Annotated in this window: 26 protein-coding genes; 9 read left to right on the top strand and 17 right to left on the bottom strand. The window is 63.2% G+C overall.

All coding sequences use genetic code 11. The features are described from left to right. The first annotated feature begins 240 nt into the window (after positions 1-240). On the top strand, positions 241-1,698 hold the full coding sequence (locus ACWGS8_RS13315) for a D-alanyl-D-alanine carboxypeptidase (RefSeq protein ID WP_454581389.1): 1,458 nt from the start codon (positions 241-243) through the stop codon (positions 1,696-1,698). A 45-nt stretch (positions 1,699-1,743) separates the two neighbouring features. On the opposite strand, the gene ACWGS8_RS13310 is transcribed toward ACWGS8_RS13315, so the two are convergent. From ACWGS8_RS13310 to ACWGS8_RS13300, 3 genes are all read right to left on the bottom strand, one after another. Then, positions 1,744-2,445: a DnaJ domain-containing protein gene (locus tag ACWGS8_RS13310; protein ID WP_454581388.1), complete on the bottom strand. Its 702-nt coding sequence runs from the start codon at positions 2,443-2,445 to the stop codon at positions 1,744-1,746. A 276-nt stretch (positions 2,446-2,721) separates the two neighbouring features. Then, complete coding sequence (locus ACWGS8_RS13305; RefSeq protein ID WP_454581387.1) at positions 2,722-3,159, bottom strand: DUF1489 family protein; 438 nt, start codon at positions 3,157-3,159, stop codon at positions 2,722-2,724. A 70-nt stretch (positions 3,160-3,229) separates the two neighbouring features. After that, positions 3,230-4,633: an L-serine ammonia-lyase gene (locus tag ACWGS8_RS13300; RefSeq protein ID WP_454581386.1), complete on the bottom strand. Its 1,404-nt coding sequence runs from the start codon at positions 4,631-4,633 to the stop codon at positions 3,230-3,232. Positions 4,634-4,805: 172 nt separating this feature from the next. On the opposite strand from ACWGS8_RS13300, the gene ACWGS8_RS13295 reads away from it, so the two are divergent. Then, positions 4,806-5,525, top strand: a complete 720-nt coding sequence (locus ACWGS8_RS13295; protein ID WP_454581385.1) for a DUF599 domain-containing protein — start codon at positions 4,806-4,808, stop codon at positions 5,523-5,525. Here ACWGS8_RS13295 and ACWGS8_RS13290 read toward each other — a convergent pair. From ACWGS8_RS13290 to ACWGS8_RS13265, 6 genes are all read right to left on the bottom strand, one after another. Then, complete coding sequence (locus tag ACWGS8_RS13290; protein WP_454581384.1) at positions 5,498-6,298, bottom strand: YdcF family protein; 801 nt, start codon at positions 6,296-6,298, stop codon at positions 5,498-5,500. The two genes, ACWGS8_RS13295 and ACWGS8_RS13290, sit on opposite strands and share 28 nt — an antisense overlap. A gap of 28 nt (positions 6,299-6,326) precedes the next feature. After that, a complete protein-coding gene (locus ACWGS8_RS13285; RefSeq protein ID WP_454581383.1) occupies positions 6,327-7,892 on the bottom strand; it encodes an amidase in 1,566 nt (521 codons plus the stop codon). Then, a complete protein-coding gene (locus ACWGS8_RS13280) occupies positions 7,892-8,347 on the bottom strand; it encodes a GNAT family N-acetyltransferase (protein WP_454581382.1) in 456 nt (151 codons plus the stop codon). The genes ACWGS8_RS13285 and ACWGS8_RS13280 overlap by 1 nt, the downstream gene beginning before the upstream one ends. 7 nt (positions 8,348-8,354) lie before the next feature. Continuing rightward, positions 8,355-8,642 (bottom strand): Asp-tRNA(Asn)/Glu-tRNA(Gln) amidotransferase subunit GatC, encoded by a 288-nt coding sequence (gatC, locus tag ACWGS8_RS13275; RefSeq protein ID WP_027029060.1) that lies wholly within the window; start codon positions 8,640-8,642, stop codon positions 8,355-8,357. Positions 8,643-8,766: 124 nt separating this feature from the next. Next, positions 8,767-9,183, bottom strand: coding sequence for a hypothetical protein (locus tag ACWGS8_RS13270; protein ID WP_454581381.1), 417 nt, complete (start codon positions 9,181-9,183; stop codon positions 8,767-8,769). 24 nt (positions 9,184-9,207) lie between these two features. Beyond that, positions 9,208-9,915: a metal-dependent hydrolase gene (locus tag ACWGS8_RS13265; RefSeq protein WP_454581380.1), complete on the bottom strand. Its 708-nt coding sequence runs from the start codon at positions 9,913-9,915 to the stop codon at positions 9,208-9,210. Between the two features lie 126 nt (positions 9,916-10,041). Between ACWGS8_RS13265 and ruvX the strand changes: the two genes are divergently transcribed. Further along, entirely contained in the window at positions 10,042-10,566 is a 525-nt protein-coding gene (gene ruvX / locus ACWGS8_RS13260) for a Holliday junction resolvase RuvX (RefSeq protein ID WP_454581379.1), read from the top strand. Here ruvX and ACWGS8_RS13255 read toward each other — a convergent pair. From ACWGS8_RS13255 to ACWGS8_RS13245, 3 genes are all read right to left on the bottom strand, one after another. Next, the gene (locus ACWGS8_RS13255; protein ID WP_454581378.1) at positions 10,466-10,825 is read right to left on the bottom strand and encodes a DUF6105 family protein; all 360 of its coding nucleotides are present in this window, start codon (positions 10,823-10,825) and stop codon (positions 10,466-10,468) included. The two genes, ruvX and ACWGS8_RS13255, sit on opposite strands and share 101 nt — an antisense overlap. Beyond that, a complete protein-coding gene (locus tag ACWGS8_RS13250; RefSeq protein WP_454581377.1) occupies positions 10,825-11,373 on the bottom strand; it encodes a hypothetical protein in 549 nt (182 codons plus the stop codon). Before ACWGS8_RS13250 ends, ACWGS8_RS13255 begins: the two co-directional genes overlap by 1 nt. Positions 11,374-11,528: 155 nt before the next feature. Continuing rightward, positions 11,529-13,157, bottom strand: coding sequence for a DNA alkylation response protein (locus ACWGS8_RS13245; RefSeq protein ID WP_032930346.1), 1,629 nt, complete (start codon positions 13,155-13,157; stop codon positions 11,529-11,531). A gap of 173 nt (positions 13,158-13,330) precedes the next feature. Here ACWGS8_RS13245 and ACWGS8_RS13240 point away from each other — a divergent pair, with 173 nt between their 5' ends. From ACWGS8_RS13240 to dprA, 4 genes are read left to right on the top strand one after another with little or no spacing between them, the layout of a single operon-like run. After that, on the top strand, positions 13,331-14,311 hold the full coding sequence (locus ACWGS8_RS13240; RefSeq protein WP_019858236.1) for an aspartate carbamoyltransferase catalytic subunit: 981 nt from the start codon (positions 13,331-13,333) through the stop codon (positions 14,309-14,311). Continuing rightward, positions 14,308-15,594, top strand: coding sequence for a dihydroorotase (locus ACWGS8_RS13235; protein ID WP_454581376.1), 1,287 nt, complete (start codon positions 14,308-14,310; stop codon positions 15,592-15,594). The genes ACWGS8_RS13240 and ACWGS8_RS13235 overlap by 4 nt, the downstream gene beginning before the upstream one ends. Before the next feature lie 56 nt (positions 15,595-15,650). Continuing rightward, a complete protein-coding gene (gene plsY / locus ACWGS8_RS13230; protein WP_454581375.1) occupies positions 15,651-16,238 on the top strand; it encodes a glycerol-3-phosphate 1-O-acyltransferase PlsY in 588 nt (195 codons plus the stop codon). Positions 16,239-16,255: 17 nt separating this feature from the next. Continuing rightward, the gene (gene dprA / locus ACWGS8_RS13225; RefSeq protein WP_454581758.1) at positions 16,256-17,389 is read left to right on the top strand and encodes a DNA-processing protein DprA; all 1,134 of its coding nucleotides are present in this window, start codon (positions 16,256-16,258) and stop codon (positions 17,387-17,389) included. A gap of 9 nt (positions 17,390-17,398) precedes the next feature. Here the strand turns inward: dprA and ACWGS8_RS13220 are convergent, their stop codons facing one another. The 5 genes from ACWGS8_RS13220 to ACWGS8_RS13200 form a co-directional block, all read right to left on the bottom strand. Continuing rightward, positions 17,399-17,605: a hypothetical protein gene (locus tag ACWGS8_RS13220; RefSeq protein WP_454581374.1), complete on the bottom strand. Its 207-nt coding sequence runs from the start codon at positions 17,603-17,605 to the stop codon at positions 17,399-17,401. 35 nt (positions 17,606-17,640) lie between these two features. Beyond that, positions 17,641-18,444 (bottom strand): trehalose-phosphatase, encoded by an 804-nt coding sequence (gene otsB, locus ACWGS8_RS13215; RefSeq protein WP_454581373.1) that lies wholly within the window; start codon positions 18,442-18,444, stop codon positions 17,641-17,643. Beyond that, positions 18,441-20,213, bottom strand: a complete 1,773-nt coding sequence (locus ACWGS8_RS13210) for an alpha,alpha-trehalose-phosphate synthase (UDP-forming) (protein ID WP_454581372.1) — start codon at positions 20,211-20,213, stop codon at positions 18,441-18,443. Before ACWGS8_RS13210 ends, otsB begins: the two co-directional genes overlap by 4 nt. 109 nt (positions 20,214-20,322) lie before the next feature. After that, entirely contained in the window at positions 20,323-22,485 is a 2,163-nt protein-coding gene (locus ACWGS8_RS13205; RefSeq protein WP_454581757.1) for an amylo-alpha-1,6-glucosidase, read from the bottom strand. A 44-nt stretch (positions 22,486-22,529) separates the two neighbouring features. Continuing rightward, complete coding sequence (locus ACWGS8_RS13200) at positions 22,530-23,588, bottom strand: glycosyltransferase family 4 protein (protein WP_454581371.1); 1,059 nt, start codon at positions 23,586-23,588, stop codon at positions 22,530-22,532. A gap of 174 nt (positions 23,589-23,762) precedes the next feature. On the opposite strand from ACWGS8_RS13200, the gene ACWGS8_RS13195 reads away from it, so the two are divergent. Continuing rightward, positions 23,763-24,293 carry a hypothetical protein gene (locus ACWGS8_RS13195; RefSeq protein ID WP_454581370.1) on the top strand — a complete coding sequence of 177 codons (531 nt, stop codon included), beginning with the start codon at positions 23,763-23,765 and terminating at the stop codon, positions 24,291-24,293. 247 nt (positions 24,294-24,540) lie between these two features. Continuing rightward, positions 24,541-26,607 carry an acyltransferase family protein gene (locus ACWGS8_RS13190; protein WP_454581369.1) on the top strand — a complete coding sequence of 689 codons (2,067 nt, stop codon included), beginning with the start codon at positions 24,541-24,543 and terminating at the stop codon, positions 26,605-26,607. Positions 26,608-26,614: the final 7 nt, after the last annotated feature.

Genomic DNA, 26,614 nt, shown 5'->3' with positions numbered 1-26,614 from the left:
TTGTGCAATGCACCTCAATATATTGTGCGCCGCACAAAAGTCAATATTTCGCGGGCGTGCGGGGTCCGCCTGCGCCGGCAATGGCTAAAAATCAAATAAAGTGCGTTTCAAGCCCGAAGAAAATGGTGAACGCGGCGGTTACCATAAACGGATTGGTAACGCTGCCCCGTTAGCTTGGCTGAAAGTGAGGCAGGACCCTTTGCCGCCTCCAACGCAACGAAGAATTCAAGGGAAATATCAGTGCGTAAGGCGTTGTTGGGCATCGTTTCCAAATCCACCTCCCCCCTCAAAGCGATCATGGTCCTCGCCCTGGCGATGACGTTCGTTTGCGCCGACGTCGCCTCCTCGCTGGCAGCGCGGCCTGCCGCCATCGTCGTGGACGCCAAGACGGGCAAGGTGCTGTACTCCGCGGATGCCAATGGCAGGCGCTACCCGGCGTCGCTGACCAAGATGATGACGCTTTATCTGACCTTCGAAGCGATGGCGAAGGGCAAGATCAGCCGCAACACGCCCGTCGTGTTTTCCGCCAAGGCCTCCGCCGAGGCGCCGACGAAACTCGGCGTGAAGCCGGGCGGTTCGGTCTCGGTCGAAACCGCGATCCTGTCGATCGTCACCAAGTCGGCGAACGACTCCGCCACCGCGCTGGGTGAGATGCTTGGCGGCGATGAAACCACCTTTGCCCGCATGATGACCGCCAAGGCGCGGGCTCTCGGCATGAACGGCACCGTCTTCCGCAACGCCAACGGCCTGCCCGACCCCGGCCAGTTCACCACCGCGCGGGACATGGCAACGCTCGGCATCGCGCTCAGGGAGCATTTCCCCCAATACTACGGCTATTTCTCGCAGCGCTCCTTTCTCTACGGCCGCCAGCGCATCAACGGTCACAACCGCCTGCTCGGCCGCATCAAGGGCGTCGACGGCATCAAGACCGGCTACACCCGCGCCTCCGGCTTCAACCTTGTCTCGTCGGTCAACGATGGCAACCGCCGGCTCGTCGCTGTTGTTATGGGCGGCACGTCGGGCGGCAGCCGCGACAACCAGATGGCCTCCCTGATCAACACCTACATGCCGAGGGCCTCGACCCGCGGTAGCGGCGACCTCGTCGCCAAGGCCGACAGCAGCAACCCGGTCAAGGCCCTTGCCAAGGTTCTGCTGCCCAAGCACGACGCGCCGACCCCGGACGACAAGCCGGTCGCGGTGGCCAGCGCCGATGACGCCGTTGCCGACGACGCGACGGCTGCCGATGACGCGACGGCTGCCGAGGATGACAATGCCGACAGCAATGACCAGGGCGAAGCGCCCACGCTGGTTGCCCCGGCAAAGAAGGTGAAGACGGTCATCGTCTCCGCCCCCAAGGTCGCCGCCGCACAGGTCGTGGCCGCCTATGCCGAGCCGGCGCCGGCTGCCGCGCCGACGCCAACCGTCGATCCCGTCAACACCGCGTCGGTGCCGTCGGGCTGGGCCATCCAGGTCGCTTCCTCGCAGAAGCAGTCGGAAGCCCAGGCCGTCCTCGACAAGACCAGCAAGCAGGCGCCGAAGGTGCTGGCGGATGCTTCCGGCTTCACCGTTGCCTTCGACAAGGACGGCGTCACCTATTACCGCGCCCGTTTCGGCGGCTTTGGTTCGAAGGACGCCGCCTGGAAGGCCTGCACCGCTTTGAAGAAGAAGAAAATCGAGTGCTACGCCGTCCAGCAGTAGGGCGGCGTGGAAGCATCTCCCGGAAAATTTCTGCGTCGAAGGAGACTAGTTGTGATTGGAGAGCAAGACGTCCTTGGCTTCGTTGATTCGCGCCGCCAGGAAAGACGTGCCGCCGACATCGGGGTGCAGGCGCTGCATCAGGCGGCGGTGCGCCTTGCGGACATCCGCCGCGGCGGCCCCCGCTTCAAGACCAAGGACCTTGTAGGCCTCCTCCTTAGTCATGGCGCCCGGACCTGGCGTAACACCCAGCCCTTCGCCACCGTTCGTCTCAGTGTTTTTGCGCCAGACGGGAAATCTGCCGTCAAGATACGTCTCTAGCAACTGGCGGCTCTCCGCGTCGCCGGAGAGTTCGCGGTAAAGATGCTGCAGCTCGGCAAGGCCCATCGCGCCAAGCATCTTGCCGTCATGGCGGCCGGCCAAAACCAGTCCTTCGAGGCCGCCCGTATCGTGATCCAGCTCCATTTCGAGCGCTGCCGTCCGCACCGTTGAGCGTTTTCCCGGCGCCGGCCTGACATCGGGCCGGTGCATTCGCGTGGCGGCATACCAGCCGATCGCCACGAACAGCATGACGCCGCCGATTCCGCTTCGACCGACCAGAAGCACGGCGGCGCCCACCAGCGCCAGCAGGATCGGTCCCAGTGTTCTCATGCCGGTTGCCAGCCGGGCCGGATCGGCCCGCAGGAAGGCCGAGGCAACGCCCAGGAGCACCAGCAGCAATGCGACCAGACCGATAATTGCGCCTAACATTTGCCACCGCCCCGCAGATGCCCTGTCCGCCCGGACAGCCGCGTAATGTCATCCGACACTTTTTCTGCGCCGGAATGATGGCCTTCACCCGGACAGGAAAAGGATCGCCATAAGGGATGGCTCTCCAACCCCGCCGTCCTTGTAGGCTTCGACAGCTTTTCATCGCGCATGAATTTCAAGATGTGGCGTTGTCGCGCCGCTTGCAAGTCCAGCAGGAAGCAAGATGGAGGGCCAGAAAAGCCAGCGCCAAAACCGGCAAGGCTTGCGCGCGAAGGCCTACAGCAAGCCGAGATCGGCAAGCTCGCGCCTGAGTTTCGGCGGCATCTCCACCAGGCCGGCCTTGCCCTTGCCGAGATCGCCCGGAGCATCCGAAGGCTTCAAGTAGCGCCAGCCCTGGAAAGCCCGGCGCGGCTGCCAGTCGGTACGCACGACATGCGGATCGAGCATCAGATGGCAGCGCCCGATGCCCTCGTTATCGGTGAAGGGGCGGATCTCGGTGATCAGCTGCCGGCATTGCACATTGCCCTTGATCACCCAGTAGAGCGAACCACCATCGGTGATCTCGGTGCCGCGCGTCGGCACCATGCGGGTGGTGTGCCAGTGTTCGGCCGGTTCGCCGGCCCGGCGCCGTTCATCGAGACGGAACTCGATCCATTCCTCGAGATCCTCGACGCTGTCGCAGCCGACGCACAGTTTTAGCAGATTGAGAGCCATTCGCTAAGGTTAGTCCGGAGCGCCGGGACGTCAACGGCCTGACGGACTTCTCCACAGTGCCAAGCCTTGCTCAGCACTCCACGACGTTGACGGCGAGCCCGCCAAGGCTGGTTTCCTTGTACTTCTCGTTCATGTCGAGGCCGGTCTGGCGCATGGTCTCGATCGCCGCGTCGAGTGGCACGAAATGGACGCCGTCGCCCTTGATCGCCAGGGACGCGGCGGTCACCGCCTTGACGGCGCCCAGTGCGTTGCGCTCGATGCACGGCACCTGGACCAGCCCGCCGACCGGATCGCAAGTCATGCCGAGATGGTGTTCGAGCGCGATTTCGGCGGCATTCTCAACCTGCTCGGGCGTGCCGCCCATGACGGCGCACAGGCCGGCCGCGGCCATCGCCGAGGCAGATCCGACCTCGCCCTGGCAGCCGACCTCGGCGCCCGAGATCGACGCATTGGTCTTGATGATGCCGCCGACGGCCGCCGCCGTCAGCAGGAAGTCACGTATGCTCGGCTGGTCGGCCTCGGGATGGAAATGCAGCCAATAGCGCAGCACCGCCGGCAGCGTGCCGGCCGCCCCGTTGGTCGGCGCGGTGACGACGCGGCCGCCGGCAGCATTCTCCTCGTTGACCGCCATGGCGTAGATCGACAGCCAGTCATTGGCGAGCAAGGGATTCGGCCGGTTCTGCTGCCACTGTTCCTGCAGCTTGTCGTGCAATTGCCGGGCCCGGCGCCGCACCTTCAACCCGCCCGGCATGATGCCGTCCTGCGACAGGCCACGGTCGATGCAGCCCTTCATCGCGCCCCAGATGGCGTCGAGGCCGGCGTCGAGGTCCTCGCGCGACATCTGCGATTCCTCGTTGACGCGCTTCATCTCGGCGATGGATAGCCCGCTCTTGGCCGCCATCTTCAGCATCTCGACGGCGTTTTTGAAGGGATACGGCACTTTCTTGCCTTCAGTCGTCACCGACCCCTTGGCCTTCATCCGCTGCAGCTCTTCTTCCGACACCACGAAGCCACCGCCGATCGAATAGTAGATGCGCTTGAGCAGCAGGCGGCCGCTGGCGTCATAGGCATAGAACGCCATGCCGTTGGCGTGGCCGGTAAGCGGTGTCTTGCGGTCGAGCACGAGATCGGTGGCCGGGTCGAAATTGTAAGATGGGTGGCCGGGCGGCGAAATCAGCTTGTCGGCGGTGATGCGGCCAATGATGTCGTCGGCCTGGTCCGGATCGACCGTTTGCGGGGTCTGGCCGGCAAGGCCGAGGATGACGGCGCGGTCGCTGCCATGGCCGATACCGGTATAGGCGAGCGAGCCATGCAGGCTGGCGCCGATGCGGGCGACCTTGGCGCCGGCAGGCCGCGGCCAGTCGTCACCCGCGACCTCGTCGAGAAACCGCCGCGCGGCCGTCATCGGGCCCATCGTGTGCGAGCTCGAGGGGCCGATGCCGATCTTGAACAGGTCGAAAACCGAAAGGAACACGCTGTCTCCTGAGTCACGCCGAGCACTACATATAGGAATTCCCCGGATGTTTCCGCTCTTTTGGCGATCGCGGCGCAGCACCTGCCGACCTTGTTTGCTCCGGCAGCGACATTGTTCTCGATCGCGGGAGCCGGCATCGAAGCGACCGCGCTGGATGTGCTAAATTCAGCCCATGGGCGATTCCTTCTATCTCTCGATGGCTGATCTCGGGGCGCTGGCCTTCTTCCTGATCGCGTGGCTGCTGCATACGCTCGCCTCGGACGGCAAGCTGGTCAGCCGCATGTCGCTGACGACGGCGATGAATGCGCAGCGCGAAACCTGGATGCGCACCATGGCCGAGCGCGAAATCCGCATCGTCGACACCGCCATCATGAGCGGCCTGCAGCAGGGAACCGCCTTCTTCGCCTCGAGCTCGCTGATCGCTCTCGGCGGTTGTTTTGCCTTGCTCGGCGCGTCCGATCGGGTGCTGGAAGTGCTGAGCAACCTGCCGCTCGGCGGCGCGCCGTCGCGCCCGGCCTTTCAGATCAAAGTGCTGGGGCTGGTGCTGATCCTCGCCTTCTCCTTCTTCAAATTCGGCTGGGCCTACCGGCTGTTCAACTATTGCTCGATCCTGATCGGCGCGGTGCCGATCCCACATGGCGAAGCCTCGCGCAATCCGGTCACGCAAACCGCGGTATGGCGCGCGGCGCAGATGAACATGCTGGCCGGCAAGCATTTCAACTCGGGCCTGCGCGGCGTGTTCTTCTCGATCGGCTATCTCGGCTGGTTCGTCGATCCGGTGGTGTTCGTGCTGTCGACGCTTCTGCTGCTGGCCGTGCTGGTGCGGCGCCAGTTTTTCTCGGCGGCGCGGCGCGCCGTCATCGGTCAGCCGCCCGGTGCTGGAAACGGCTGATCGATGCGGCCGGAAAGCCAATAGGCAAAAAGCCCGATCCATTCGCGCAGCGCTATGGTGGTGTTTTGCACGGAATCGATCGCATTGTCGCGAAACAAGCCGACACCTTCCTTGCCGGAGGTGTGATAGTCGACCGGCCATGGAACGGTTGGAAAACCAGCCTTGTCGAACAGCGCCTTGGCCCGTGGCATGTGGAAGGCGGAGGTCACCAGCAGCCAGGTCTCGCCCGGCTTCGGTTCGACAAGTTTGCGGCTGAAGACGGCATTTTCGTACGTGTTGCGGGACTTGTCTTCCAGGACAAGACGATCGGCCGATACTCCCAGCGGAACGAGCAGGCGGGATGCTGTGTCGGCGTCCCCCTCGGCGTCGATGAAAAACGCGCCGTGTCCGCCTGATACAACCACCTTGGCCTGTGGGAAGCGCCGGGCGAGGATTGCGGTCTCGACCATGCGGTCGCCGCTGCTGCTCAATTCATAACCGCCACGCGCGAGGTTGATGGCGCCCTCGAACCCGCCACCGAGCACGACGATGCCGTCGACCTTCTGCGGCAGCGGCGGGCGTGGGGGAAAGCGCTCCTCGAGCGGGTTGAGCATCATCGCGCCAAGCGACGTCCAGGTCGAGAGCGCCAGAATCAGAAACGCCAGCACGCTGCCGGTGACGGCCAGCCGCCGCCGGCCGATCATTGCGGCGATCAGCCCCGCCAAAAGCAGGAAGATCGTCAGGTTGAGTGGCTGGATGAAGAACCAGAAGACCTTGGAAAGAAGGAAGAACATCGCTCACCCCTTCAGAGGATCGATATCCTTACCACCACTTCTCAGGCTGAAATGTGCCGGCCGCCTGCTCGATGACGGCGGCGGTCTGGAACAGCGTCTCTTCCTCGAACGGCCGGCCGATCAGCTGCAGGCCAAGCGGCAGCCCCTTGGGATCAAGGCCGGCGGGCACCGCGATGCCCGGCAGGCCGGCCATGTTCACGGTGACCGTGAAAATGTCGTTAAGGTACATTTTCACCGGATCGGCGGCCATGTCCTCATCCGCGATGCCGAAGGCGGCGGACGGCGTCGCCGGGGTCAGGATGACATCGACGCCGGCGGCGAAGACATTTTCGAAGTCGCGCTTGATCAAATTGCGTACCTTCTGCGCCTGCAGATAGTAGGCGTCGTAGTAGCCGGCTGACAGCACATAGGTGCCGATCATGATGCGACGCTTGACCTCGCGGCCGAAACCGGCGGCGCGGGTCTTTTCATACATCTCGACAATGTCCTTGCCCGGCACGCGCAGGCCGTAGCGGACGCCGTCATAGCGCGCCAGGTTGGACGAAGCCTCGGCGGGCGCCACGATGTAGTAGGCCGGCAGTGCGTATTTCGTATGCGGCAGCGAAATGTCGACGATCTCGGCGCCGGCATCCCTCAGCCAGGCAATGCCCTTCTGCCACAGCGCCTCGATCTCTTCGGGCATGCCGTCGACGCGGTATTCCTTGGGAATGCCGACCTTCATGCCCTTGATCGGCTTGCCGATCGCCGCCTCATAGTCCGGCACCGGCCGGTCGACGGAGGTGGTGTCCTTCGGGTCGACCGAGGCCATCGACTTGAGCAGGATCGCGGCGTCGCGAACATCGCGCGCGATCGGGCCGGCCTGGTCGAGCGACGAGGCAAAGGCGACGATGCCCCAGCGCGAGCAGCGGCCATAGGTCGGCTTGATGCCGACCGTGCCTGTGAAGGCGGCCGGCTGGCGGATCGAGCCGCCCGTATCGGTCGCCGTCGCGCCGGCGCACAGGAACGCCGAGACGGCGGTCGCCGAACCGCCGGAAGAACCGCCCGGCACCAGCTGCGCATTGTCCAGGCTGCGCTGGGTTTTCGTGCCGCCGGCCGAGACAAAACCGCCGTCGCCCTGATGCGTCGTCGGCATCACCACTGTGTCGAGCCGCGAGCGCCGCCACGGGTTGATGACCGGACCGTAATAGGAGGTCTCGTTGGACGAGCCCATGGCGAACTCGTCCATGTTGAGCTTGCCGAGCATGACCGCGCCATCCGCCCACAGATTGGCGGTAACGGTCGATTCGTAAAGCGGCCTGAAGCCGTCGAGCACGTGGCTGCAGGCTTGGGTATGGACACCTTCGGTGCCGAACAGGTCCTTGATCCCCACCGGAATGCCTTCCAGCGCACCGCCCTCGCCCTTGACCAGCCTGGCGTCGGAGGCCTTGGCCATGTCACGCGCTCTGTCGCCGGTCACCGCGACATAGGCATTGAGCGCCGGATTGGCGCGATCGATCGCCGAGAGATAGGCCTCGGTGATCTCGGTCGCGGTGATTTCCTTGCCGCGCAGCTTGGCGCGGGCCTGCGAAATCGTCAGTCTGGTCAGGTCGCTCATCAAAGGCTCTTTTCGTAAAACACCGACCACTTGGAATCGGGATAATCCAGCACCGGGCCGCAGCGCGAAAACCCGGCACGTTCGTAGACGGTCCAGGCGGCGGGATGGCGGTCGCCCGTCTCCAGCACCAGCCGCTTCAGTCCTTCCTGCCTCGCCAGCGCCTCGACGCGCTCAACGATGCTGGCGCCGATTTTCTGGCCGCGATGCGAAGGCCGCGTATGCATGCGCTTGACCTCGCCAATGGCCCCGCCATGGCGCTTCAGCGCGCCACAACCGATGGCGATGCCATTGTCGCGGGCGATGAAAACGGTCGTGTCCTGGCCGGCCATCTGCTCGACCGTCAGATGATAGCAGTGCTCCGGCGGCGTCAATTCGAGCAAGGTCTCGTTGAGTTCCTTGACAAGGCCGCGCACGTCGTCCTGCAACGGTGTCTCGATGGCGATCTCGATTGCCATCGGCGCCCTACTCCACGACCTTCGGCACGAGGAAGAAATTCTCTTCGGTCGCCGGCGCGTTGGCGACGATGTCGGCCGCCTTGTTGCCGTCGGTGACGACATCCCTGCGCTTCTTCATCTCCATCGGCGTCACCGAGGTCATCGGCTCGACGCCGGAGACATCGACCTCGTTCAATTGCTCGACGAAGCCCAGTATGGCGTTCAGTTCGCCGGTCATGCGTTCTGCGTCTTCTTCGCTCACCGCGATGCGGGCGAGACGCGCGACGCGCTTCACAGTCTTGACATCAACGGACATAGATTTTGCCTCGGGGAAAACCAATCCGGGCTATAGCGGCGCCGCGCGTACTGCGCAACATGCATCGTGCGAGAGACCAGGCGTCATGGCGGCCTGGCTCTCGGCCATCGGTCCAAGGACAAGTCTATGGCAGGGCAACGCCCTCGCACAGATAATAGCTGCCGCTGTTGCCGCTCGCCTCTCTTTCGTCATCGATCGGCCGGACCGATACGAGATCGATCTGCGTCGCGCCGATGCGCGTCACCGACAGGACATCGGGAAAGACATAGCCCGGCTCCTGGCAGATAGCCGTCACCGCCCAACTCGGCGAGCGTGTCGCCTTGCTGACCTGCACGAACTCGCAGTTGTATTCGACGCCTTGCAGCCCATGCGCCGACAACACGATATTGCCGGCGTCAATCAGTGTCTGCAGCTTATCCTTTTTGGCCTGCGCACAAAGCTCCTCGGACTGAAGGTAGACGCCTTCAATAAAATCATCCGCGGCGAGCGCGGGCGATGCCGCGACAAACATCGACACGCAAAGAGACCGCCCCAACGCCATGGATTTGTTCCGCTTTGGCTGTTTCTAGATCGTAATCGTTTCACCGATTTTCGGCAATGCGACCTTTACACCGGACCCTTCGAGGCCAGCCACGAATTTCTCAGGCGTGGGATCGATCATCGGAAACGTGCCGAAGTGGCAAGGGACGACCGTATCGAACTTGAAAAAGCGCCGGCAGGCGAGTGCCGCCACGGCGCCGCCCATGGTGAACCGGTCGCCGATCGGCACGATGCCGATCTTCGGCTCATGCAATTCGTTGATCAGCGCCATGTCGGAAAAGATGTCGGTATCGCCCATGTGGTAGAGCGTGCGGTCTTCCGGGAAGTGCAGGACCAGCCCGCCGGGATTGCCGAGATAGACGTTCTTGCCGCCGTCTTCGCCAAACGAGGAAGAGTGCAGCGCCTGGACGAAAGTGGTGGTGAAGCCGCCGCAATCGACCGTGCCGCCGATATTGCCGGGGTTGATCTTGCTGCCATCGGCGCCCTTGCCGACCAGGTACATGCAGATCTCGAAATTGGCGACCAGTTGGGCGCCGCTCTTGCCGAGCACCTCCAGCGCGCCGCTGATATGATCGCTGTGTCCATGCGTCAGCAGGACATGCGTGATCCCTTCGGCCGGCCCTTCCCAGCCGCCCGTCCAGGACGGGTTGCCCAGCAAATAGGGGTCGATGAGGATCTTGGCGTCGCCGGTTTCGATACGGAAGGCCGAATGGCCGTACCAGGTCAGTTTCATGAAAATGCTTTCCTCGATTTTTGTCGGGCCAGAGGATAGAACGCCGATGACCCCGAGATCAAAGGGTATAGTGTCCGCCGCGCATCCGGAAGGACGCGTGCTGCTGAAAGAGACGAGGGAAAACCGTTGGCTATCATCACGATCGAGCAATTGCCGGCATGGCTCGCCGACGGCAGGACGCTGGCGGGGCTCGATCTCGGCGACAAGACGATCGGCGTCGCGGTTTCCGACCGGGGATTCTCCTTCGCTCACCCGCGCCCGGTCATCATGCGAAGGAAATTCTCGCTCGACGCCGCCGTGCTTCTGGCTCTGCTGAAGAAGGAGAATGTCGGCGCGGTGGCGATCGGGCTGCCGATCAACATGGACGGGTCGGAAGGTCCGCGCGCGCAGAAATCGCGCGCCTTCGTGCGCAACATGGCGCAGCTGAGCGACCTGCCCTTCGTGTTCTGGGATGAACGGCTGTCGACGGTGGCGGCCGAAAGGACGCTGATCGAAATGGATTTCTCGCGCGCCAAACGCGCCGGCAAGATCGACTCGGCGGCCGCGGCCTTTATTCTGCAGGGAGTCTTGGACCGGCTTCAGTCGCTCGATTCAGCCGCTCGAACGGAATTGGGCGGTCGAACGGAACCGGGCCCGACCGACGCCGCCTGATCCAGTCCAGAATTTCGCGGCGGCGGCGAAAAGCCCATATCGCCATCAGCAGAAACCCGTCGAAGATACAGGCCTTTCCCACCATCCCTGGGATGACGGCCGGATCGATGCCGAGCATCTGGCCGTAAAGCTGGAACACGAAATCGTGCAGCTGCCGGGTCAGCATCACATAGCCGAAATTCATGTCGTTGAGCGACAGGTAGAACCAGCCCCAGAACAGCGCCATCGGGGCCGCCCACAATGCGAAGATATGGCGCATCAGCGGCCTCCCTTCCCGTTCGGTTCGGTCCGGCCCGATATCAGGGAAAGCAGCGAATTATGGGCCGCTGCCTTCGCCATGGTATGCGCCGTGGCGCGAAAATCGGCGTCATCCAACGCGGCCGCGGAGCGCCGCTCGGCGAGCATCGCGACATAAGAGGCCAGAAGTGCCGCCAATTGCACCGCAACGACCATGAACAGCCCGTTGATGCCTTGCGCGGCGCCACCGATCAGGATCATCGACAGGACGCCGGACGCGGAAATGAAGGCGACGCGAACGACGCTGTCGGCGCCCGGGCTGGCCGCATCGTTGATCAGCGTATCGACAAAGGCCCAGAAGAACAGCACCGCCACGACCAGCAAGGCGATCGCCAGCGGCGCGACCACGACGACATTTTGCAGATCGACAAACCGCGCGCTCTCGACGGTCACACCGAGCACGCCGAGGGCTGCCGACACACCGCGGTCTCCATCGATGCAGATCAGCGCCAGCAGGGCGAAGACAATTGCCCAGTGCACAGACAGAAAGGAGGTCAGTACGTGTCGCATCGCGGTTCCTGCTTCGGCAGGAATGACACTGGGCTTTGCCGCCCGCCGCCGCAATGGAAACCATTTGTTAAGGTTAACGGCGATCCACAGGGCGCGCCCACTGTTCTCAGACGCGATCAACTGATCGAAGAATCGAGCGTTGCGCCGCTCTCGGATCAATTCACCGGAGGATAGAGCGTGTCGATGATCATGCGCGCGTCGTGACGCGAATCGATCATGCCATAGGTGTTGCGCCACTGACCGGCCAGGCGGGTCTCGACGAAGGCATCGGCGATCCGCCCTGCCCCGAGCCGGCGCAGCTCCGCCGCGGCGGCCGACAGCGCCAGTTGTTCAGTCAGCAGTCGGGCCGAGCCCTCGTCAGTCGAAGCCACCTGCATCGCCGCCTTCAGCACGCCGATCGTGCCACGCCCGCCAGCGCCGAGGTCGCGGTCTATGCCGGCCAGCACCTCTTCGAACAGGCCGGGCGCGCGCCCGAGCACGCGCAGCACGTCGAGCGCCATGACATTGCCCGACCCTTCCCAGATCGCGTTGACAGGCGCTTCGCGATAATAGCGGGCGAGCGGCGCCTCCTCGACATAGCCATTGCCGCCGAGACACTCCATCGCCTCGTAAAGCAACGGCGGTGCGATCTTGCATACCCAGTATTTGACGACCGGCGTCATGGCGCGGGCAAACGCCGCCTCGCCGCGATCGCTCGCCGCCTCGTCGAAGGAGCGCGCCAGCCGGAACGACAGTGCCGTGGCGGCTGCAACATCCAGCGCCATGTCGGCCAGCACGCGCTGCATCAGCGGCTGCTCGATCAAGGTCGAGCCGAACACCTGGCGATGGCGGGCATGATGAACCGCTTCCGCCAGCCCTGCCCGCATGATCGCCGAGGACGCCACGGCGCAGTCGAGCCGGGTCAGGGTCACCATGTCCATGATCGTCTTCACGCCGGCGCCGGGCTCGCCGACCATCTCGCCGATGGCATTGACGAACTCGACCTCTGAAGACGCGTTGGAGCGGTTGCCGAGCTTGTCCTTCAGCCGCTGGAAGCGGAAACCGTTGCCCGATCCGTCGCCGAGAACGCGCGGCACGAGGAAGCAGGACAGGCCTTCCGGCGCCTGGGCCAGCACCAGGAAGGCGTCCGACATCGGCGCCGACATGAACCATTTATGTCCGGTCAGGCGATAAAAGCCGCTGCCGGCGCGTTCGGCCCTGGTCACATTGGCGCGCACATCCGTGCCGCCCTGTTTTTCGGTCATGCCCATGCCGAGCGTCAGCCCGGTCTTCTCGACGGGCGGCTTCTGGCTCTGGTCGTATTTGCGGGTCGTCACCCGGGGCGCCCATTCGCGAAACAGCTTCGGGCTGGCCATCAACGCCGCCAGCGAGGCGCTGGTCATGGTGATGGGGCAGAGATGGCCGGTCTCGAGCTCGGCGGTCAGGTAGAAACGGGCGGCGCGCACCTGATGGCGGCGGCCGATCTCGGCGTCGCCATTTTCCCAGACCGAGGAATGCAACCCGTTGGCCACCGAGCGGCGCATCAAGGCGTGGTACGCGGGATGGAACTCGACGAGATCGATGCGCCGTCCCTGGCGGTCATGCGTCCTGAGCTTCGGCGTCTCGACATTGGCCAGGCGCGCCAACTCCTGCGCCTCCTGCGTCAGCACGAAACGGCCGAGCCCGTCGAGGTCCTTGCGCACCGGATCTGAAAAGCGCTCGGCAAGCTGGATCAGCAACGGATCGCCCCGCCAGGCGTTGCCGCCCGTCAGCGGCGGCGGCTGGTTCGTCACGTCGTCGGTCACGCCCAATCCTTACTGTCGGTAGAAAAGTCCGCAAGAAGACTTCGAATCCGAAGCCATCGGCTAGATATAGCCAAGCGTTGCCGCGCGCGCGACGAAAATACCGGGGAGAACGGCGCCAATCCAAAGCTGGCGCTTGCGGGCGCAAAATCCGCACCCTATAGCAGCGCCTTGAGATGACCGACGCTTCGTCCCTGCCACTCTACCCCCACCGCCATCTTCTGGGCATCAGCGATCTTTCGCCTGCCGACATCGAGCTCTTGCTCGACCGGGCGGATCGAGCCGTCGCGATTTCGCGGCAGTCCGAAAAGAAGACCTCGACGCTGCGCGGCCGCACCCAGATCAATCTCTTCTACGAGGCCTCGACCCGCACGCAGTCCTCTTTCGAGCTGGCCGGAAAGCGGCTCGGCGCCGATGTCATGAACATGTCGGTGGCAAGTTCTTCCGTGAAGAAGGGCGAAACACTCATCGACACTGCGATGACACTGAATGCCATGCGGCCCGATATATTGATTATCCGCCACCAATCGGCGGGGGCTGCCGCCCTGCTGGCGCAGAAAGTCGGCTGCTCCGTGGTCAATGCCGGCGACGGCGCGCATGAACACCCGACCCAGGCGCTGCTCGACGCACTGACCATCCGCCGCGCCAAGGGGCCGCTGTCGAAACTGATCGTGGCGATCTGCGGCGACATCCTGCATTCGCGCGTCGCGCGCTCCAACATCATGCTGCTCAACGCGCTCGGCGCGCAGGTACGCGTGGTGGCGCCTTCGACACTGCTGCCGTCCGGCATCGAGAAGATGGGCGTCATCGTCACGCGCTCGATGGCCGAAGGCCTCAAGGACGCCGACGTGGTGATGATGCTGCGCCTGCAGCGCGAGCGCATGGAAGGCGCCTTCGTGCCTTCGGTGCGCGAATATTTCCGCTATTTCGGCCTCGATGCCGAAAAGCTGAAGGCCGCCAAGGACGATGCGCTGGTGATGCATCCCGGCCCGATGAACCGCGGCGTCGAAATCGCCTCGGAAATCGCCGACGGCCCGCAAAGCGTGATCCAGGAGCAGGTGGAGATGGGCGTCGCCGTGCGCATGGCAGTGATGGAAGCGCTGCTCGACCCCCGTCGTAATCAAGAGGGCCGCAATCAAGAGGGTCGCGGCGCATGAGCACGACGGTCTTTGAACGTGCCCGCATCGTCGACCCCTCGCGCGGCATCGACGAAGTCGGCTCCGTTGTCGTCGATGGCAAGAAAATCGTTGCCGCCGGCAAGGCGGCGTTGAACCAGGGCGCGCCTGAAGGCGCTATCACCATCGACTGCGCGGGCAAGGCGATCATTCCCGGCCTGATCGACGGTCGCGTCTTTATCGGCGAGCCGGGCGGCGAGCATCGCGAAACCATCGCTTCGGCAAGCGTCGCCGCGGCTGCCGGCGGCGTCACCTCCGTCGTCATGATGCCAGATACCGATCCGGTGATCGACAATGTCGCGCTGGTCGAGTTCGTGTTGCGCACCGCCAAGGATACCGCGATCATCAACATCTTTCCGGCCGCGGCGATCACCAAGGGCCTCTACGGCCGCGAGATGACCGAGTTCGGCCTGCTGCGCGAGGCCGGCGCCGTCGCTTTCACCGATGGCCGCCACACCATCGCCAGTTCGCTGGTGATGCGCCGGGCGCTCACCTATGCCCGCGATTTCGGCGCCGCCATCGTGCACGAGACGCAGGATGCCGACCTTGGTTCGTCAGGCGTGATGAATGAAGGTCTGTACGCCAGCTGGCTTGGCCTTTCCGGCATTCCGCGTGAAGCCGAATCGATCCCGCTGGAGCGCGATCTGGCTTTGGCGCGGCTGACGCGTGGCTCCTACCATGCGGCCAAAATCTCGACGGCGATGGCCGCGAACGCCGTGACGCGCGCCAAAGCCGATGGCGCTGATGTGACATCGGGCGTGTCGATCCACAATCTGTCGCTCAATGAAAACGATGTCGGTGAATACCGCACCTTCTTCCGGCTGACGCCGCCGCTGCGCGCCGAGGAAGACCGGCTGGCGATGATCGAGGCGGTCAGGGACGGCACGGTCGACATCATCGTTTCCTCGCATGATCCGCAGGATGTCGACACGAAGCGCCTGCCCTTCGCCGACGCCGCGGCCGGCGCCATCGGGCTGGAGACATTGCTTGGCGCGGCCTTGCGGCTCTACCACAATGGCGATTTGCCGCTGCTGCGGCTGGTCGAAACGCTGTCCACCGCGCCGGCAAGGCTGTTCGGACTGCCCGGCGGCACGCTGAAGCCCGGCGCCATTGCCGACCTTGCGCTTGTCGATCTTGACGAACCCTGGATCGTCAGCGAAAGCGGTATCCGCTCGCGCTCGAAGAACACCTGTTTCGAAGGCGCGCGCCTGCAAGGCAAGGTCTTGCAAACACTGGTGGCGGGCCGCACAGTGTTTTCTGCATAGACCGGGAACGGACGTCGCGCTTGATCGGCTGACCTAGGGAAAATGCGGGGGAAACAATGACTTACGGCCTGATCCTGGCGCTGGTATTCGGCTACCTCTTGGGCTCGATTCCCTTCGGGCTGCTGCTGACCCGCGCGGCCGGCCTTGGTGATGTGCGCAAGATCGGCTCCGGCAATATCGGCGCCACCAATGTGCTGCGCACCGGCAACAAGGGCCTGGCCGCAGCGACCCTGCTGCTCGATGCGCTGAAGGGCACGGCCGCCGTGCTCATATCAGGCCATTTCGCGCCGGAAACGGCGGTCTGGGCCGGCCTCGGCGCTTTCCTTGGCCATCTCTTTCCGGTCTGGCTTGGCTTCAAGGGCGGCAAGGGGGTCGCGACCTATCTCGGCGTGCTGATCGGCCTTGCCTGGCAGGTGGCGCTGATCTTCGCTGTCGTCTGGCTGGTGATAGCATTCCTGTTCCGTTACTCGTCGCTTGCGGCACTTACAGCGACCGTCGTCGTGCCGATAGCCCTGTACTTCATGAGCGCACCGCAGATTGCCGCTCTGTTCGTGGTGATGAGCCTCATCGTCTTCATCAAGCACAGGGCGAACATTTCGCGGCTGCTTGCTGGCACCGAGGGCAAGATCGGAGCCAAGGGGTGAGCGAGCACGCCACCGCGGTGAGCGAGCCAGCCGCCGGGCCGCGCCTCAGCGACCGGCAGCGGCTGAGCTGGCTGCGGCTGATCCGCACCCAGAATGTCGGCCCGGCTTCCTTTCGCGACCTGATCAACCGCTTCGGCTCGGCCGAGGTGGCGCTGGAAATCCTGCCGGAACTGATGATTTCGGGCGGCGCCAGCCGGGTCGCCCGCATTCCGTCAATCGCTGAGGCCGAGGCCGAACTCGAGGCAGCCCGCCGGGCTGGCGCGCGTTTTGTCGGTATCGGCGAGCCCGACTATCCCCCGCTTCTGAGAAGCATGGACAATCCTCCACCTCTTCTGGCGGTCAAGGGCAATGCCGCCGTGTTCCGGCTACCTGGGGTCGCCATCGTCGGCGCCCGCAACGCATCGCTCGCCGGCATCAAGATGGCGCGCATGCTGGCGGCCGCCCTTGGCGGCGACGGCTACGGCATCGTCTCGGGGCTGGCGCGCGGCATCGACACGGCCGCGCACCAGGGCAGCCTGCAAACCGGCACGGTCGGTGTGCTGGCCGGAGGTCTCGACCTGCCCTACCCGCCCGAAAATGCCGGCCTGTGCGAGGAAATCACCGAGCGCGGCGCCGTCATCTCCGAAATGCCCTTCGGCTGGCAGCCGCGCGCCCAGGATTTTCCACGCCGCAACCGTCTTGTCGCGGGCGCGGCGCTCGGGCTGGTGGTGGTCGAGGCCGCCCAGCGCTCGGGCTCGCTGATAAGCGCCAGGCTTGCCGGCGAAATGGGCCGGCTGGTCTTTGCCGTGCCGGGCTCGCCGCTCGATCCACGCGCTGCCGGCACCAACGGCCTGCTCAAGGACGGCGCCACGCTGGTCACCGAGGCGTCGGATATTTCCAGGGCGATCGCGCCGCTGACCGGCATGCGGGCGCCTGCCGTGCCGCCATTCGAGGACCCGCCCGACTTCTCGGCCACATCACCACCCGGCGAGAGCGACCGCGCCAAGGTCATCGAGGCGCTGGGCCCGACACCAGTGCCAGTCGACGAGATCATCCGCCACACCGGCCTGCACCCGGCCCAGGTCTTCATGGTTCTGTTGGAACTCGACCTCGCCGGCCGACTCGAACGCCACGCCGGCGGCCATGTTTCGCTGATTTTCGGAGAAGGCTGACCGCAGCCGTCAATGGCGGTTGGGTTCCTTCGCGCCGGTCTCGGCGTAGTCCGGCGTGTTGGCTCCAAACAAATCGTTCTCGACAGCCTTGCGCCAGACTGCGTCCGCATTTTCGGGAGGCAACGGCTCAGCTGCCGCTTCGCCGCTTTGTGGCTCAGAGCGCCGCCAGAGCCAGGCGGGCATGACTTCCCGGATGAGGCTGGTCAGTTGGGTCATTGCAACTCCTTCCATGCACATGAACCGGCGATGATTTAGGGGCGATCCGGTTTGTCCGTTGCGGCCAGCGTCGCCGCTTCCGCGGTCTCGTTTCTGCTCATCTCGTCCAGCCAGGCCAGGGCCGCATCCACGCCGGCCAGCGCAAAAGGTGCAACTGTCGATCCCTGCGGCTTTATGCGAACCGAGATGCCGTCCAATTCGTTGACGGTCTCGAACCCGTTCTCGTCGGATGTATCGTCCCCGAGGAACACCGGTCGCCGTCCTCTGAAAGCCGGAATTTGCATGAAGCGCCGGATGGCTGCTCCCTTCGCCGCCTCCAGCGGCATCAGTTCCACACCGGCATTTCCGGCCAGGACCCGATATCCCGCGGGCAATCTGTCCAGTGCCTGTTCGACGAGCTGTGTCGCGCGTTGCAGCAAATGCGGTGCCGCGCGTGTATGAATGGCCAGGATTGGTCCCTTGCGCTCGATATAGACATCCGCATTGTCCAGTTCCGTGGCGATTTCGTCGGCAAGCGCTGCAATGTCAGCCGGTTCGCCGGCCGCCTCGACCGGACCATCGCGCGCCAGCCTGTGCTCGAGGCCATAAAGCCCCGCGGCGCGCAATCTGAGAGGCTGGAAGAGATGGTCGACAGCGGCGATCGACCGTCCCGTGATGAACGCCAGTGCTCCGTCCAGCTGCGCTTCGAGCCGCACCAGAAGGGTGCGCAAATCGTCATCGACAACCACCGCATCCGGATGCGCGGCATGTTCGAGAAGCGTGCCATCGATATCGAGGAACAGGCTCCATGGCCCCTGTGGAACGACAGGCACGGCCAGGTTTGGCGAGATCGACATCATAGCGCAGCCACGCGTTTGCGATCGAGCAGCGATATCACATTGCCTGGTGCCGCCGCCGGAGCGGCGCTGACGGCGCGATCGACCGCGTCACGTTTTCGCAAGCGCGCCGCATCGAGAAGCATGCTGCCCGCCCACCGATAGACATTGTTGTCGCGCACGATCTCGCGCATGCGTTGCATGCGCTGTCGTTGCTCCTCCTGCGACATGGTCAAGGCCTGCAGCAAGGCATCGCCCATCATCGCCGCGTCATAGGGGTTGACGATCAGTGCGTCCAGCAGCTCCTTGGAAGCGCCGGCGAACATGCTGAGCAGCAGCACACCCTGTTCGTCCTCACGCGCGGCGACAAACTCCTTGGCGACCAGGTTCATGCCGTCATGCAGGCTGGTGACCATGCAAACGTCGGCGGCACGGTAGATTTCATAGACCTGCTGCTGCGAGTGATGTTCAGTCACCATCAGCACGGGCGTGTAGCCTTCGCGACCATAGCGCTGGTTGAGATCCTCGGCATGGCGCAGGCACTCCTCGTAGAGCTGCTGGTAGGCAGGCAAGCTGCCGCGGCTGGGTGCCGCGATCTGCAGGAGCGCCACCTTGCCGATCCATTCCGGATGAAGCGTCAGCAGTTCATCGAGGGCATTGAAGCGATCGAGGATGCCCTTGGTGTAGTCGAGACGCTCAACCCCCACGCACAGTTTGACATTCTCGGCCAGGCCGAATTTCAAGCGGACCTGCCGGCGGCATTGCGCCACATCAGGCAGTTTGCCCAGTTGCGCCGGCGGCCATTCGATCGAAATCGGATAGGCGTGAACCAGGCTGATCTCGCCGCCATAGGAAATGGCCGAATCGTCGCGTTCGATCCTGCTTTCCAGGAAACGGTCGACGCTGTCGATGAAGTTGTTGCAATGGAACTGCGTGTGAAAGCCGACGATCGAACTGCCGAGCAGCCCGTCGAGAATCTTCTCGCGCCATGGGCAGATGCTGAACACCTCCGAATTCGGCCATGGGATGTGCCAGAAGGTGATGATGATCGCCTCGGGCAGGCGCTCGCGGACCATCCGCGGCAGCAGCGCGAAATGGTAGTCCTGGACCAGCACGATCGGCCGCTCGTTGCGGGCTTCCGCGACGACGGTATCGGCAAATTTGCGGTTGACCGCCTCGTAGGCTTCCCAATCCGAGGCGCGGAATATCGGCCGGGTGAAGGCGATATGGCACAGCGGCCAGAGGCCTTCATTGGCAAAGCCGAGATAATAGCCTTGCTGTTCTTCCTCGCTCAGCCAGACACGGCGCAGCGTGTAGGAAGGATCGTCCGGCGGCACCTCGATCCGATCGTTCTTGTCGACTACAAGCGCGTCGGCCGAGCCGCCGCCATAGGCGATCCAGGTGCCCGCACAGGCACGCGTGATCGGCTCCAGGGCGGACACGAGCCCGCTCGCGGGTACGACCAGTTGAATGTCGTCGCCCTCGCGGTTGTGGATATACGGCTCACGGTTTGAGACGACGATCACCTGGGCATTGGGAAGCTCCGTCGCCAGGATGTGACGCAGCGTTTCGGGCGACCACTGCACCAGTGCCGCGGCGGCCGACTGCCCGTTCTTCTCGAATTCCGGCAATGGGCCGCGAGCAGGGTCACCCCCCGCAGCGGCCAGCCTGCTGGCCTTGCGCGCCCGCAGCCTCATCGTCACCAGCACAACGGCCAGGACGCTGACAGCGACAAGAACGAAGAGCCACAATGCGAATACGGGAACGACTAGATACGAACTGTTGTCGGGCATTGAAATCGATTACCTTTCAACGGGATACCGCAGCGGCTTTATGGGCTGTGGTTTCGGCACCCCATGGCGTGGTGGTCCAACGTCCACGGCGCGGGATGGTTCCGATTTTTCAGCTTCTGACCACGAGTGGCACGAGCCCCTCATGCGGTTCGGCAAGGAAGGCGCCGACACGATCTCCCACGCGCTGGAACGTCAGGTCCACCGCCGCCTGCCCTACCGAAAGATGGCGGACGACGAGGTTGTCGATGCCGATCGGCAGGCGCGGCCGGGTCACATGGATTTCACCTGTCCAGCCATCGATCTGCAGGCCGAGGCATGATTGCATGAGCATGAAGGCGGAGCCGGCGGACCAGGCTTGCGGCAGGCAGGCCACCGGATAGGCGATCGGCGCTTCACCGGCCGCGCGCGTGAAGCCGCAAAACAGTTCGGGCAGCCGCATGTTGAAATGAACGGCGGATTCGAAGGTGCCGCTCATCAGCCGCACGACGCTGTCGCGGATGCCGTACCGCGCCAATCCGGCAGCACAGATCGCGGTGTCATGCGGCCAGATGGAGCCGTTGTGGTAGGACATCGGATTGAAGAAGATCGCGTCGTCCGCCAGCGTCCGCAGCCCCCAGCCCGAATGGAACGAGGCCGACAGCAGCTGGTCGGCAACCATGCGCGCGCGCTCCGGACCGGGAAGGCCGACGTAAAGCAGGTGACCGGCATTGGAGGTGCGCACCTTGCAGGGTTGACCATCGCCGTCCAGCGCCAGCGCATAGTAATTGAGGTCCTCGATCCAGAAATGGCGCTCGACTTTTTGGCGTATGGCGTCGGCGCGTATTTCCCAGCTCTCGGCGCGCTCCACTTCACCGCGCAGCCGCGCCAGTTTCGCCAAGCCCTGGAACGCCGCGAAGACGTAGCCCTGCACCTCGACCAGCGCGATCGGCCCTTTCGGGATGCGGCCGTCGGCGTGAAAGACGGAATCGAAACTGTCCTTCCATCCCTGGTTGGCAAGGCCGGATTCCGCGGCGCGCTGGTAGGTGAGGAATCCCGTCGAACGGCTCGCCGTTTCGATCCACTCCGCCGCGGCGCAAAGCGATGGCCACAGCGTATCGATGAAGCCCGTGTCCCCCGTGCGGTCCGCATAGGCGCAGGCAAGATGGATATAGAGCGGCGTCGTGTCCACACCGCCATAATAGCGGCCGAATGGCAGTTCGCTCAGCGCCACCATCTCGCCCTTGCGGGTCTCGTGCATGATCTTGCCGGGTTCGGAATCGCTGAAGGGAGAGGTTTCGGTCGCCTGGTGCTGGGCAAGAAACGCCAGGACGCCGCGCGCCAGACCGGGATTGAGCCAAAGCATCTGCAAGGCCGAGATCACGCCATCCCGGCCGAAGGCGGTGGAGAACCAGGGAATGCCGGCATAGGGGTAAGGGCCGGTCGCCAGTTCCGTTGTGAGCAGCGCGACATCGGCGCGCGCCCGCTCCATCCAGTCGTTGAAAACGCGGCCCGAACTGTGCAGCGTCGCGCCATGCCGGCGCTTGGCGCGCATGCCGAAGCGAGCGCGGGCAGCAGCGGCGCGAAACCGACGGCTTTCGGGGCGATCGTCCGTCTCGTTGCCCACTTCCACGTATAGCGTCTGGCTGCTGCGCTTGGTGACGGCGATGACGAAATCGGCGCGCTCGGAAGTCAGTTGATCGGGCGTCTGTGAGAATGAAATCGCCGATGTCCTCACGACCTTGTCCAGGCCCTCGTAGCGAAGCACGACGGCGTTCCCTGAGATCTCGGCCGTATGGGCGGTTCCACGCTTCGAGCGGGTCGAGCCCCGGACCTCGAACATGTCACGGAAATCGGCGCCAAAACGCAGCGACAACAGGATCGTCGAATGCTCGCGGCTGTAGTTGGAGAGCGTTATGCGCTCATACAGCCTTTCCTCCCACAGCAGCCGAACGCGCTCGATATGGATAGCGCCCTGCGGTATCTGGCGGCCAGCGGCGCTCTCGATTGGCAGATTGGTCAGGTTGGTGGTGAAGAGCACGTTGTCCTGGCTAAGCGACGCGCCGAGCAACGATGTCGACCGCCCCCCGACGGTCAGGCGAAATTCGGAAAGCACGCGTGTGTCGTCGCGAAAAAACCCGTCGCCGACACCGCGTATGTCGCCATAGGCATCGGCGACGGCAAAGCAGTCGCCATGCTTGAGCGCGAACAGCCTGTGCGGCTCCCTCGGCGCGGTTTCGTCCAGGGAAGCCAGTGCGATGGCAGGATCAAGCTTGCGCTCGTCGAGTTGGGTGATGGTCAAGAAGATTGTCCCTGCTGGTTTTTCGGGCGGGTGAAGGCCTACGAGGCTCTGCTTTGCTCATGACCGCTGAGCCGGGAATAGGCCGCGACGTAGTCCCTGGCCATCCGGTCGGCTGAAAACCGCCTTTCGAACATAGCCCTTATGCGCCGCCGGTCCAGTTGCAGGAGAGCCGGCATCGTAGCGACCGCATCCTCGATGGTTTCGACGACGAAGCCGGTAGCCCCATAGTCGACGATCTCGGGCATGGCGCCGCAACTCCAGGCCATGACCGGGGTTCCGCAGGCCATGGCTTCGATCACGGCAAGACCGAAAGGTTCAGGCCAATCGATCGGAAACAGCAGGGCGGCTGCATTGCCAAGAAACCTGCTCTTCTGGTCCTCGCCGATCTCGCCGACATATTCGACCCGGTCGCCATCGATCATCGGTTGGACGACTTCCTCGAAATAGGCCCGATCGTCGTCGCCGATCTTGGCCGCGAGCTTGAGTTTCAGCCCGGTGCGGCGGGCGATGTCGATCGCCCGGTCCGGCCGCTTGTCGCGCGACATCCTGCCGAGAAAGGCAAGATAGCCGCCATCCGAACCAGCCTCGAAATCGGGTTCATAGAGATCGACGGGCAGCCCGTGATGGATCGTCGCCAGCCAGTTGGCGGACGCAAATCGCGCCCGCTGGCTGCGGGAGATGGAAATCATCGGGAAGCGCGGGAACCGGTCATAGGCTTGCGCAAGATCCGCGTAGTCCAGCCTGCCATGCGGTGTCGTCACCGTGCGCTGCGGCATGTCGCGAAAAAACGGAAAGTGCAGGAAATGGCTGAGGTGGAAATGAATGACGTCAAAATCGTCGGCGCGCTTCCTCACCTCGTCGAGCATCGACAAATGCGCCGCGATCTCGGACTTCAACGGGCGCGGATCGAGACGAAGCGCCCGCTCGCGGCACGGCACGAGCCTGGCGGAGGTCTTCGTGTCGCCGCTGGCGAACAGCGTCACCTCATGGCCGAGGTCGACAAGGGCTTCGGTCAGGTAGGAAATGATGCGCTCGGTGCCGCCGTACAGTCTTGGCGGCACGGATTCGTACAGCGGCGCGACATGAGCAATCTTCATGGCCCGGCCTTCCCTCAATGCGCTAGTCATGGAACGAAATGTTTGAGCCGCGGGATCGTTCCGGCTCATTGGCGGGTGCGACGAAATGATCGAAGGACGTTTGATGTCCCATCGGGCCGCCCTATCTCCTTTTGGCCGCCGAATTTGCACGCATGGCAGGCAAGGGAGGCTCCGGTGGAACCCAAGGATGTGCAGGAACCCAGGGATATTGCGGCCCGCCGCCTGAGCATGATCATCGAACAATATGTCGAGGCCAGAAAACGGCGTTTTGACTTCGTGTCGACCGATCAGGCCGCCAGGGTGATCCGCAAGATCCTGAAACCCGCGGACCCGGCCCTCTCCGACCGCAAGCTCGACGATATGGTCGCAGCGCTGGCCGTCAAGAACGGCCTGGCGGTCGTCTTCGATCGCGGCGTCAGAGGACCTGCCGACGCCGCCGAAGCGGACCTGAGCAGAAAGGAGCCGACCATGCGAGCACCAACGGAGATTCCGGATGTTGCCGGGGCCGTGGATGTCATTCTGGCCACCCAGACCGTCCCGCTCTCGCAAAACATCCCGCTTTCCCAGACTACTCCGCTTTCAATGAGCGCGGTGATCACGCTGCTGCGCGAACGGACCGGCACCAAAAGGTCGGACGCGGATCTGGAAGGCCTAATCGCCAAGAAGGCCGCCGTCCTGGACGTGCATTTGTCGCGGAACGGCTGAACGCGGTGCACCGCGGAGGCCTGCGAGCGAGTCGGATGTCCTCGCTCGCGACATTCGGCTGCAAGCCGCGGATCAGCCTGACAGTGCCCTCGAACGAAACAATTCCTGTGTCCGGCCTTTCCCATCAGCGGCACATCCTGTAACTCCCCGCAGGGTAAGGCGCTGCGCGTCAACTGGACACCGACTGGCCTAAACCAGAACGTTATCCGATCGGATTTTTTACCTACAAGAACGTATGTTTCATCCAATGGCCGATAACTTTAGTTCGACCTCGGGAAGCTCGTCGAAGGACTACCTGACTTTCCTTGACGGGCTTCGGGCCATCGCGATCCTGTCAGTCGTTTTCTACCATCTGTACGGCGACCGCCTCCCCAATGGCTTTCTAGGGGTTGATGTTTTCTTCGTAATTTCTGGTTTCGTCGTCAGCTATACCGTGTCGAGGCGCTACCGGGGCCAGTCCGCTTTTCATTTTATCTTGGAATTCTATGCGCGCAGATTCACAAGAATCATGCCGGCCCTGTTGCTGTGCTTACTGGTCAGTGCGCTCGCCACGTTTCTGTTTGTTCCAGACGCTTGGCTCAGCACATCAATCAGCAAAACCGCCTCTTTGGCCTTCGTCGGCCTGAGCAACATCTTCCTGGCCAAGGGAACCGACTATTTTTCACCCGTGACCGAGTTTAACCCATTCACCCACACCTGGTCTCTTGGGGTTGAGGAACAATTCTACATCGTTTTCCCGCTGCTGTTTTTTCCTTGGGTTACAGGACCGCGCGGGAAGAGGTTTTCGGCGCTTGTTTATGGTGCGCTCGCCGTCGCGTCGGTGGCGATATGGCTTCATCTTCTGGCCGCGAATCCGCTTCACGCTTTCTACATGCCCTATGCCCGCTTTTGGCAGTTGGCATGCGGCATATTGTGCTTTCAGCTTGTCAGCCGGATAGGGGACCGGGCGGGCTTCGAAAGGCATTGCAATCTTGCAGCCTCGATCGCGCTAATAGGCCTCCTGGCAACATTCGCGCTCGACTTCGGCAAGGACTCTCATGGGCTTGAGAACATCACTGCAGTTGTCTGCACAACTGTCTTGATCGGATGCCTCTGCTATCTGGGAAGCGATCGGGCGCCGCATTTTGCGGTGTTGGAAATAAAGCCGGTCAGGTTCGTCGGATGGATCTCATATTCTCTCTACCTGTGGCATTGGCCAGTCTTCGTGATCGCAAGATGGACGATAGGCATTGAAACCACCGCCACAAAACTAGCAGCGTTGCTGGTCGCGGCAGCGTTCAGCCTCGGCTCGTATTTCTGGATCGAAACACCGACGCGCCGATTGCGACTTTTGAGAACCGCCCCTGACATAGCCGTCGTCGCCCTCTTTCTAGCTGTCATCGCTGCTGCATTTTTCGGCTTCGAACTGATGCGCGACAATCGATATGAAATCGCCTTGAGCACGGTCATGAGGAATCGAGGCGAATGGTATGCGACCTCGCCAGACACCTCTCCTCAATTTCCCGGTTGCGTCGTCGTCACGGAAACTGTGGAAGACGCGCTGTTCCTCACCAAAGGCGGGTGCCCAGCCGAAGGACGCAGCGAGACCTTGTTCGTGCTGGGCGACTCTCACGCGGGAGCCTACATCCCACTCCTGAAGCGCTTCACGCTCGAAACCGGCATCAGAACAGTGGTGGTGTCGACCGCCGGTTGCCCGTTCATCAGCTTGAATCTTCGCCGCGACACCGAGCCGACGTGCGCTCATGCCGCGAGTGCCAATGCAGCCTACATAGCCAAGATTGCCAAGCCTCGCGACGTGCTGTTCCTGCCCTCGCTCCGGCTGACGCGGGTTAGCCTTCAATGGGGTGCTGGCTCCGATAGCAACGCGGAGAACAGCGAGCAGGAGAGGGAACAAGCCGTCAAGAACGCTATCGATCAACTTAGCCAACTCTCCAAGGCGGGACTGTCGATTGTTTTCGAAGGCCCAAAGCCAATCTTTGGGGCCTCGGCCTTTCGATGCAGTGATTGGTTCAATTCAATGAATCCGTCCTGTGCCAACGGATTCGACATCGATCGAAAGCTGATAGAAAATCTTCGATCACCAATTTTGAAGGGTTACGCCGAGATATCAGCGGTTCTGCCGAACATTCACGTCTGGGACCCTTTACCCACGCTCTGTCCGCAAGTTACATGTTCGGCATTCAGGAACGGACACCCGTTGTTCTTCGACGGCGATCATGTCACGGCCTATGCCAATTCGCTTCTGGCGGAGGACTTCGTGTCAGGGATCGAGTCCACAATTTCCAAAGACCAGGCCGCACGCTTTGGGATGTAGACCATCT

It is taken from the genome of Mesorhizobium sp. 43Arga, assembly GCF_053714255.1.
Note: the sequence above shows the minus strand (reverse complement) of the source record. Positions and strands in the feature narration are given on the sequence as shown.

Coding starts and splice junctions, on each gene's coding strand:
- ACWGS8_RS13310 (WP_454581388.1), bottom strand. CDS start 2,445: ATGTTAGGCGCAATTATCGGTCTGGTCGCATTGCTGCTGGTGCTCCTG.
- ACWGS8_RS13305 (WP_454581387.1), bottom strand. CDS start 3,159: ATGGCTCTCAATCTGCTAAAACTGTGCGTCGGCTGCGACAGCGTCGAG.
- ACWGS8_RS13295 (WP_454581385.1), top strand. CDS start 4,806: ATGGGCGATTCCTTCTATCTCTCGATGGCTGATCTCGGGGCGCTGGCC.
- ACWGS8_RS13290 (WP_454581384.1), bottom strand. CDS start 6,298: ATGTTCTTCCTTCTTTCCAAGGTCTTCTGGTTCTTCATCCAGCCACTC.
- ACWGS8_RS13285 (WP_454581383.1), bottom strand. CDS start 7,892: ATGAGCGACCTGACCAGACTGACGATTTCGCAGGCCCGCGCCAAGCTG.
- ACWGS8_RS13280 (WP_454581382.1), bottom strand. CDS start 8,347: ATGGCAATCGAGATCGCCATCGAGACACCGTTGCAGGACGACGTGCGC.
- gatC (WP_027029060.1), bottom strand. CDS start 8,642: ATGTCCGTTGATGTCAAGACTGTGAAGCGCGTCGCGCGTCTCGCCCGC.
- ACWGS8_RS13270 (WP_454581381.1), bottom strand. CDS start 9,183: ATGGCGTTGGGGCGGTCTCTTTGCGTGTCGATGTTTGTCGCGGCATCG.
- ACWGS8_RS13265 (WP_454581380.1), bottom strand. CDS start 9,915: ATGAAACTGACCTGGTACGGCCATTCGGCCTTCCGTATCGAAACCGGC.
- ACWGS8_RS13255 (WP_454581378.1), bottom strand. CDS start 10,825: ATGCGCCATATCTTCGCATTGTGGGCGGCCCCGATGGCGCTGTTCTGG.
- ACWGS8_RS13250 (WP_454581377.1), bottom strand. CDS start 11,373: ATGCGACACGTACTGACCTCCTTTCTGTCTGTGCACTGGGCAATTGTC.
- ACWGS8_RS13240 (WP_019858236.1), top strand. CDS start 13,331: ATGACCGACGCTTCGTCCCTGCCACTCTACCCCCACCGCCATCTTCTG.
- ACWGS8_RS13235 (WP_454581376.1), top strand. CDS start 14,308: ATGAGCACGACGGTCTTTGAACGTGCCCGCATCGTCGACCCCTCGCGC.
- plsY (WP_454581375.1), top strand. CDS start 15,651: ATGACTTACGGCCTGATCCTGGCGCTGGTATTCGGCTACCTCTTGGGC.
- ACWGS8_RS13220 (WP_454581374.1), bottom strand. CDS start 17,605: ATGACCCAACTGACCAGCCTCATCCGGGAAGTCATGCCCGCCTGGCTC.
- otsB (WP_454581373.1), bottom strand. CDS start 18,444: ATGATGTCGATCTCGCCAAACCTGGCCGTGCCTGTCGTTCCACAGGGG.
- ACWGS8_RS13210 (WP_454581372.1), bottom strand. CDS start 20,213: ATGCCCGACAACAGTTCGTATCTAGTCGTTCCCGTATTCGCATTGTGG.
- ACWGS8_RS13200 (WP_454581371.1), bottom strand. CDS start 23,588: ATGAAGATTGCTCATGTCGCGCCGCTGTACGAATCCGTGCCGCCAAGA.
- ACWGS8_RS13190 (WP_454581369.1), top strand. CDS start 24,541: ATGGCCGATAACTTTAGTTCGACCTCGGGAAGCTCGTCGAAGGACTAC.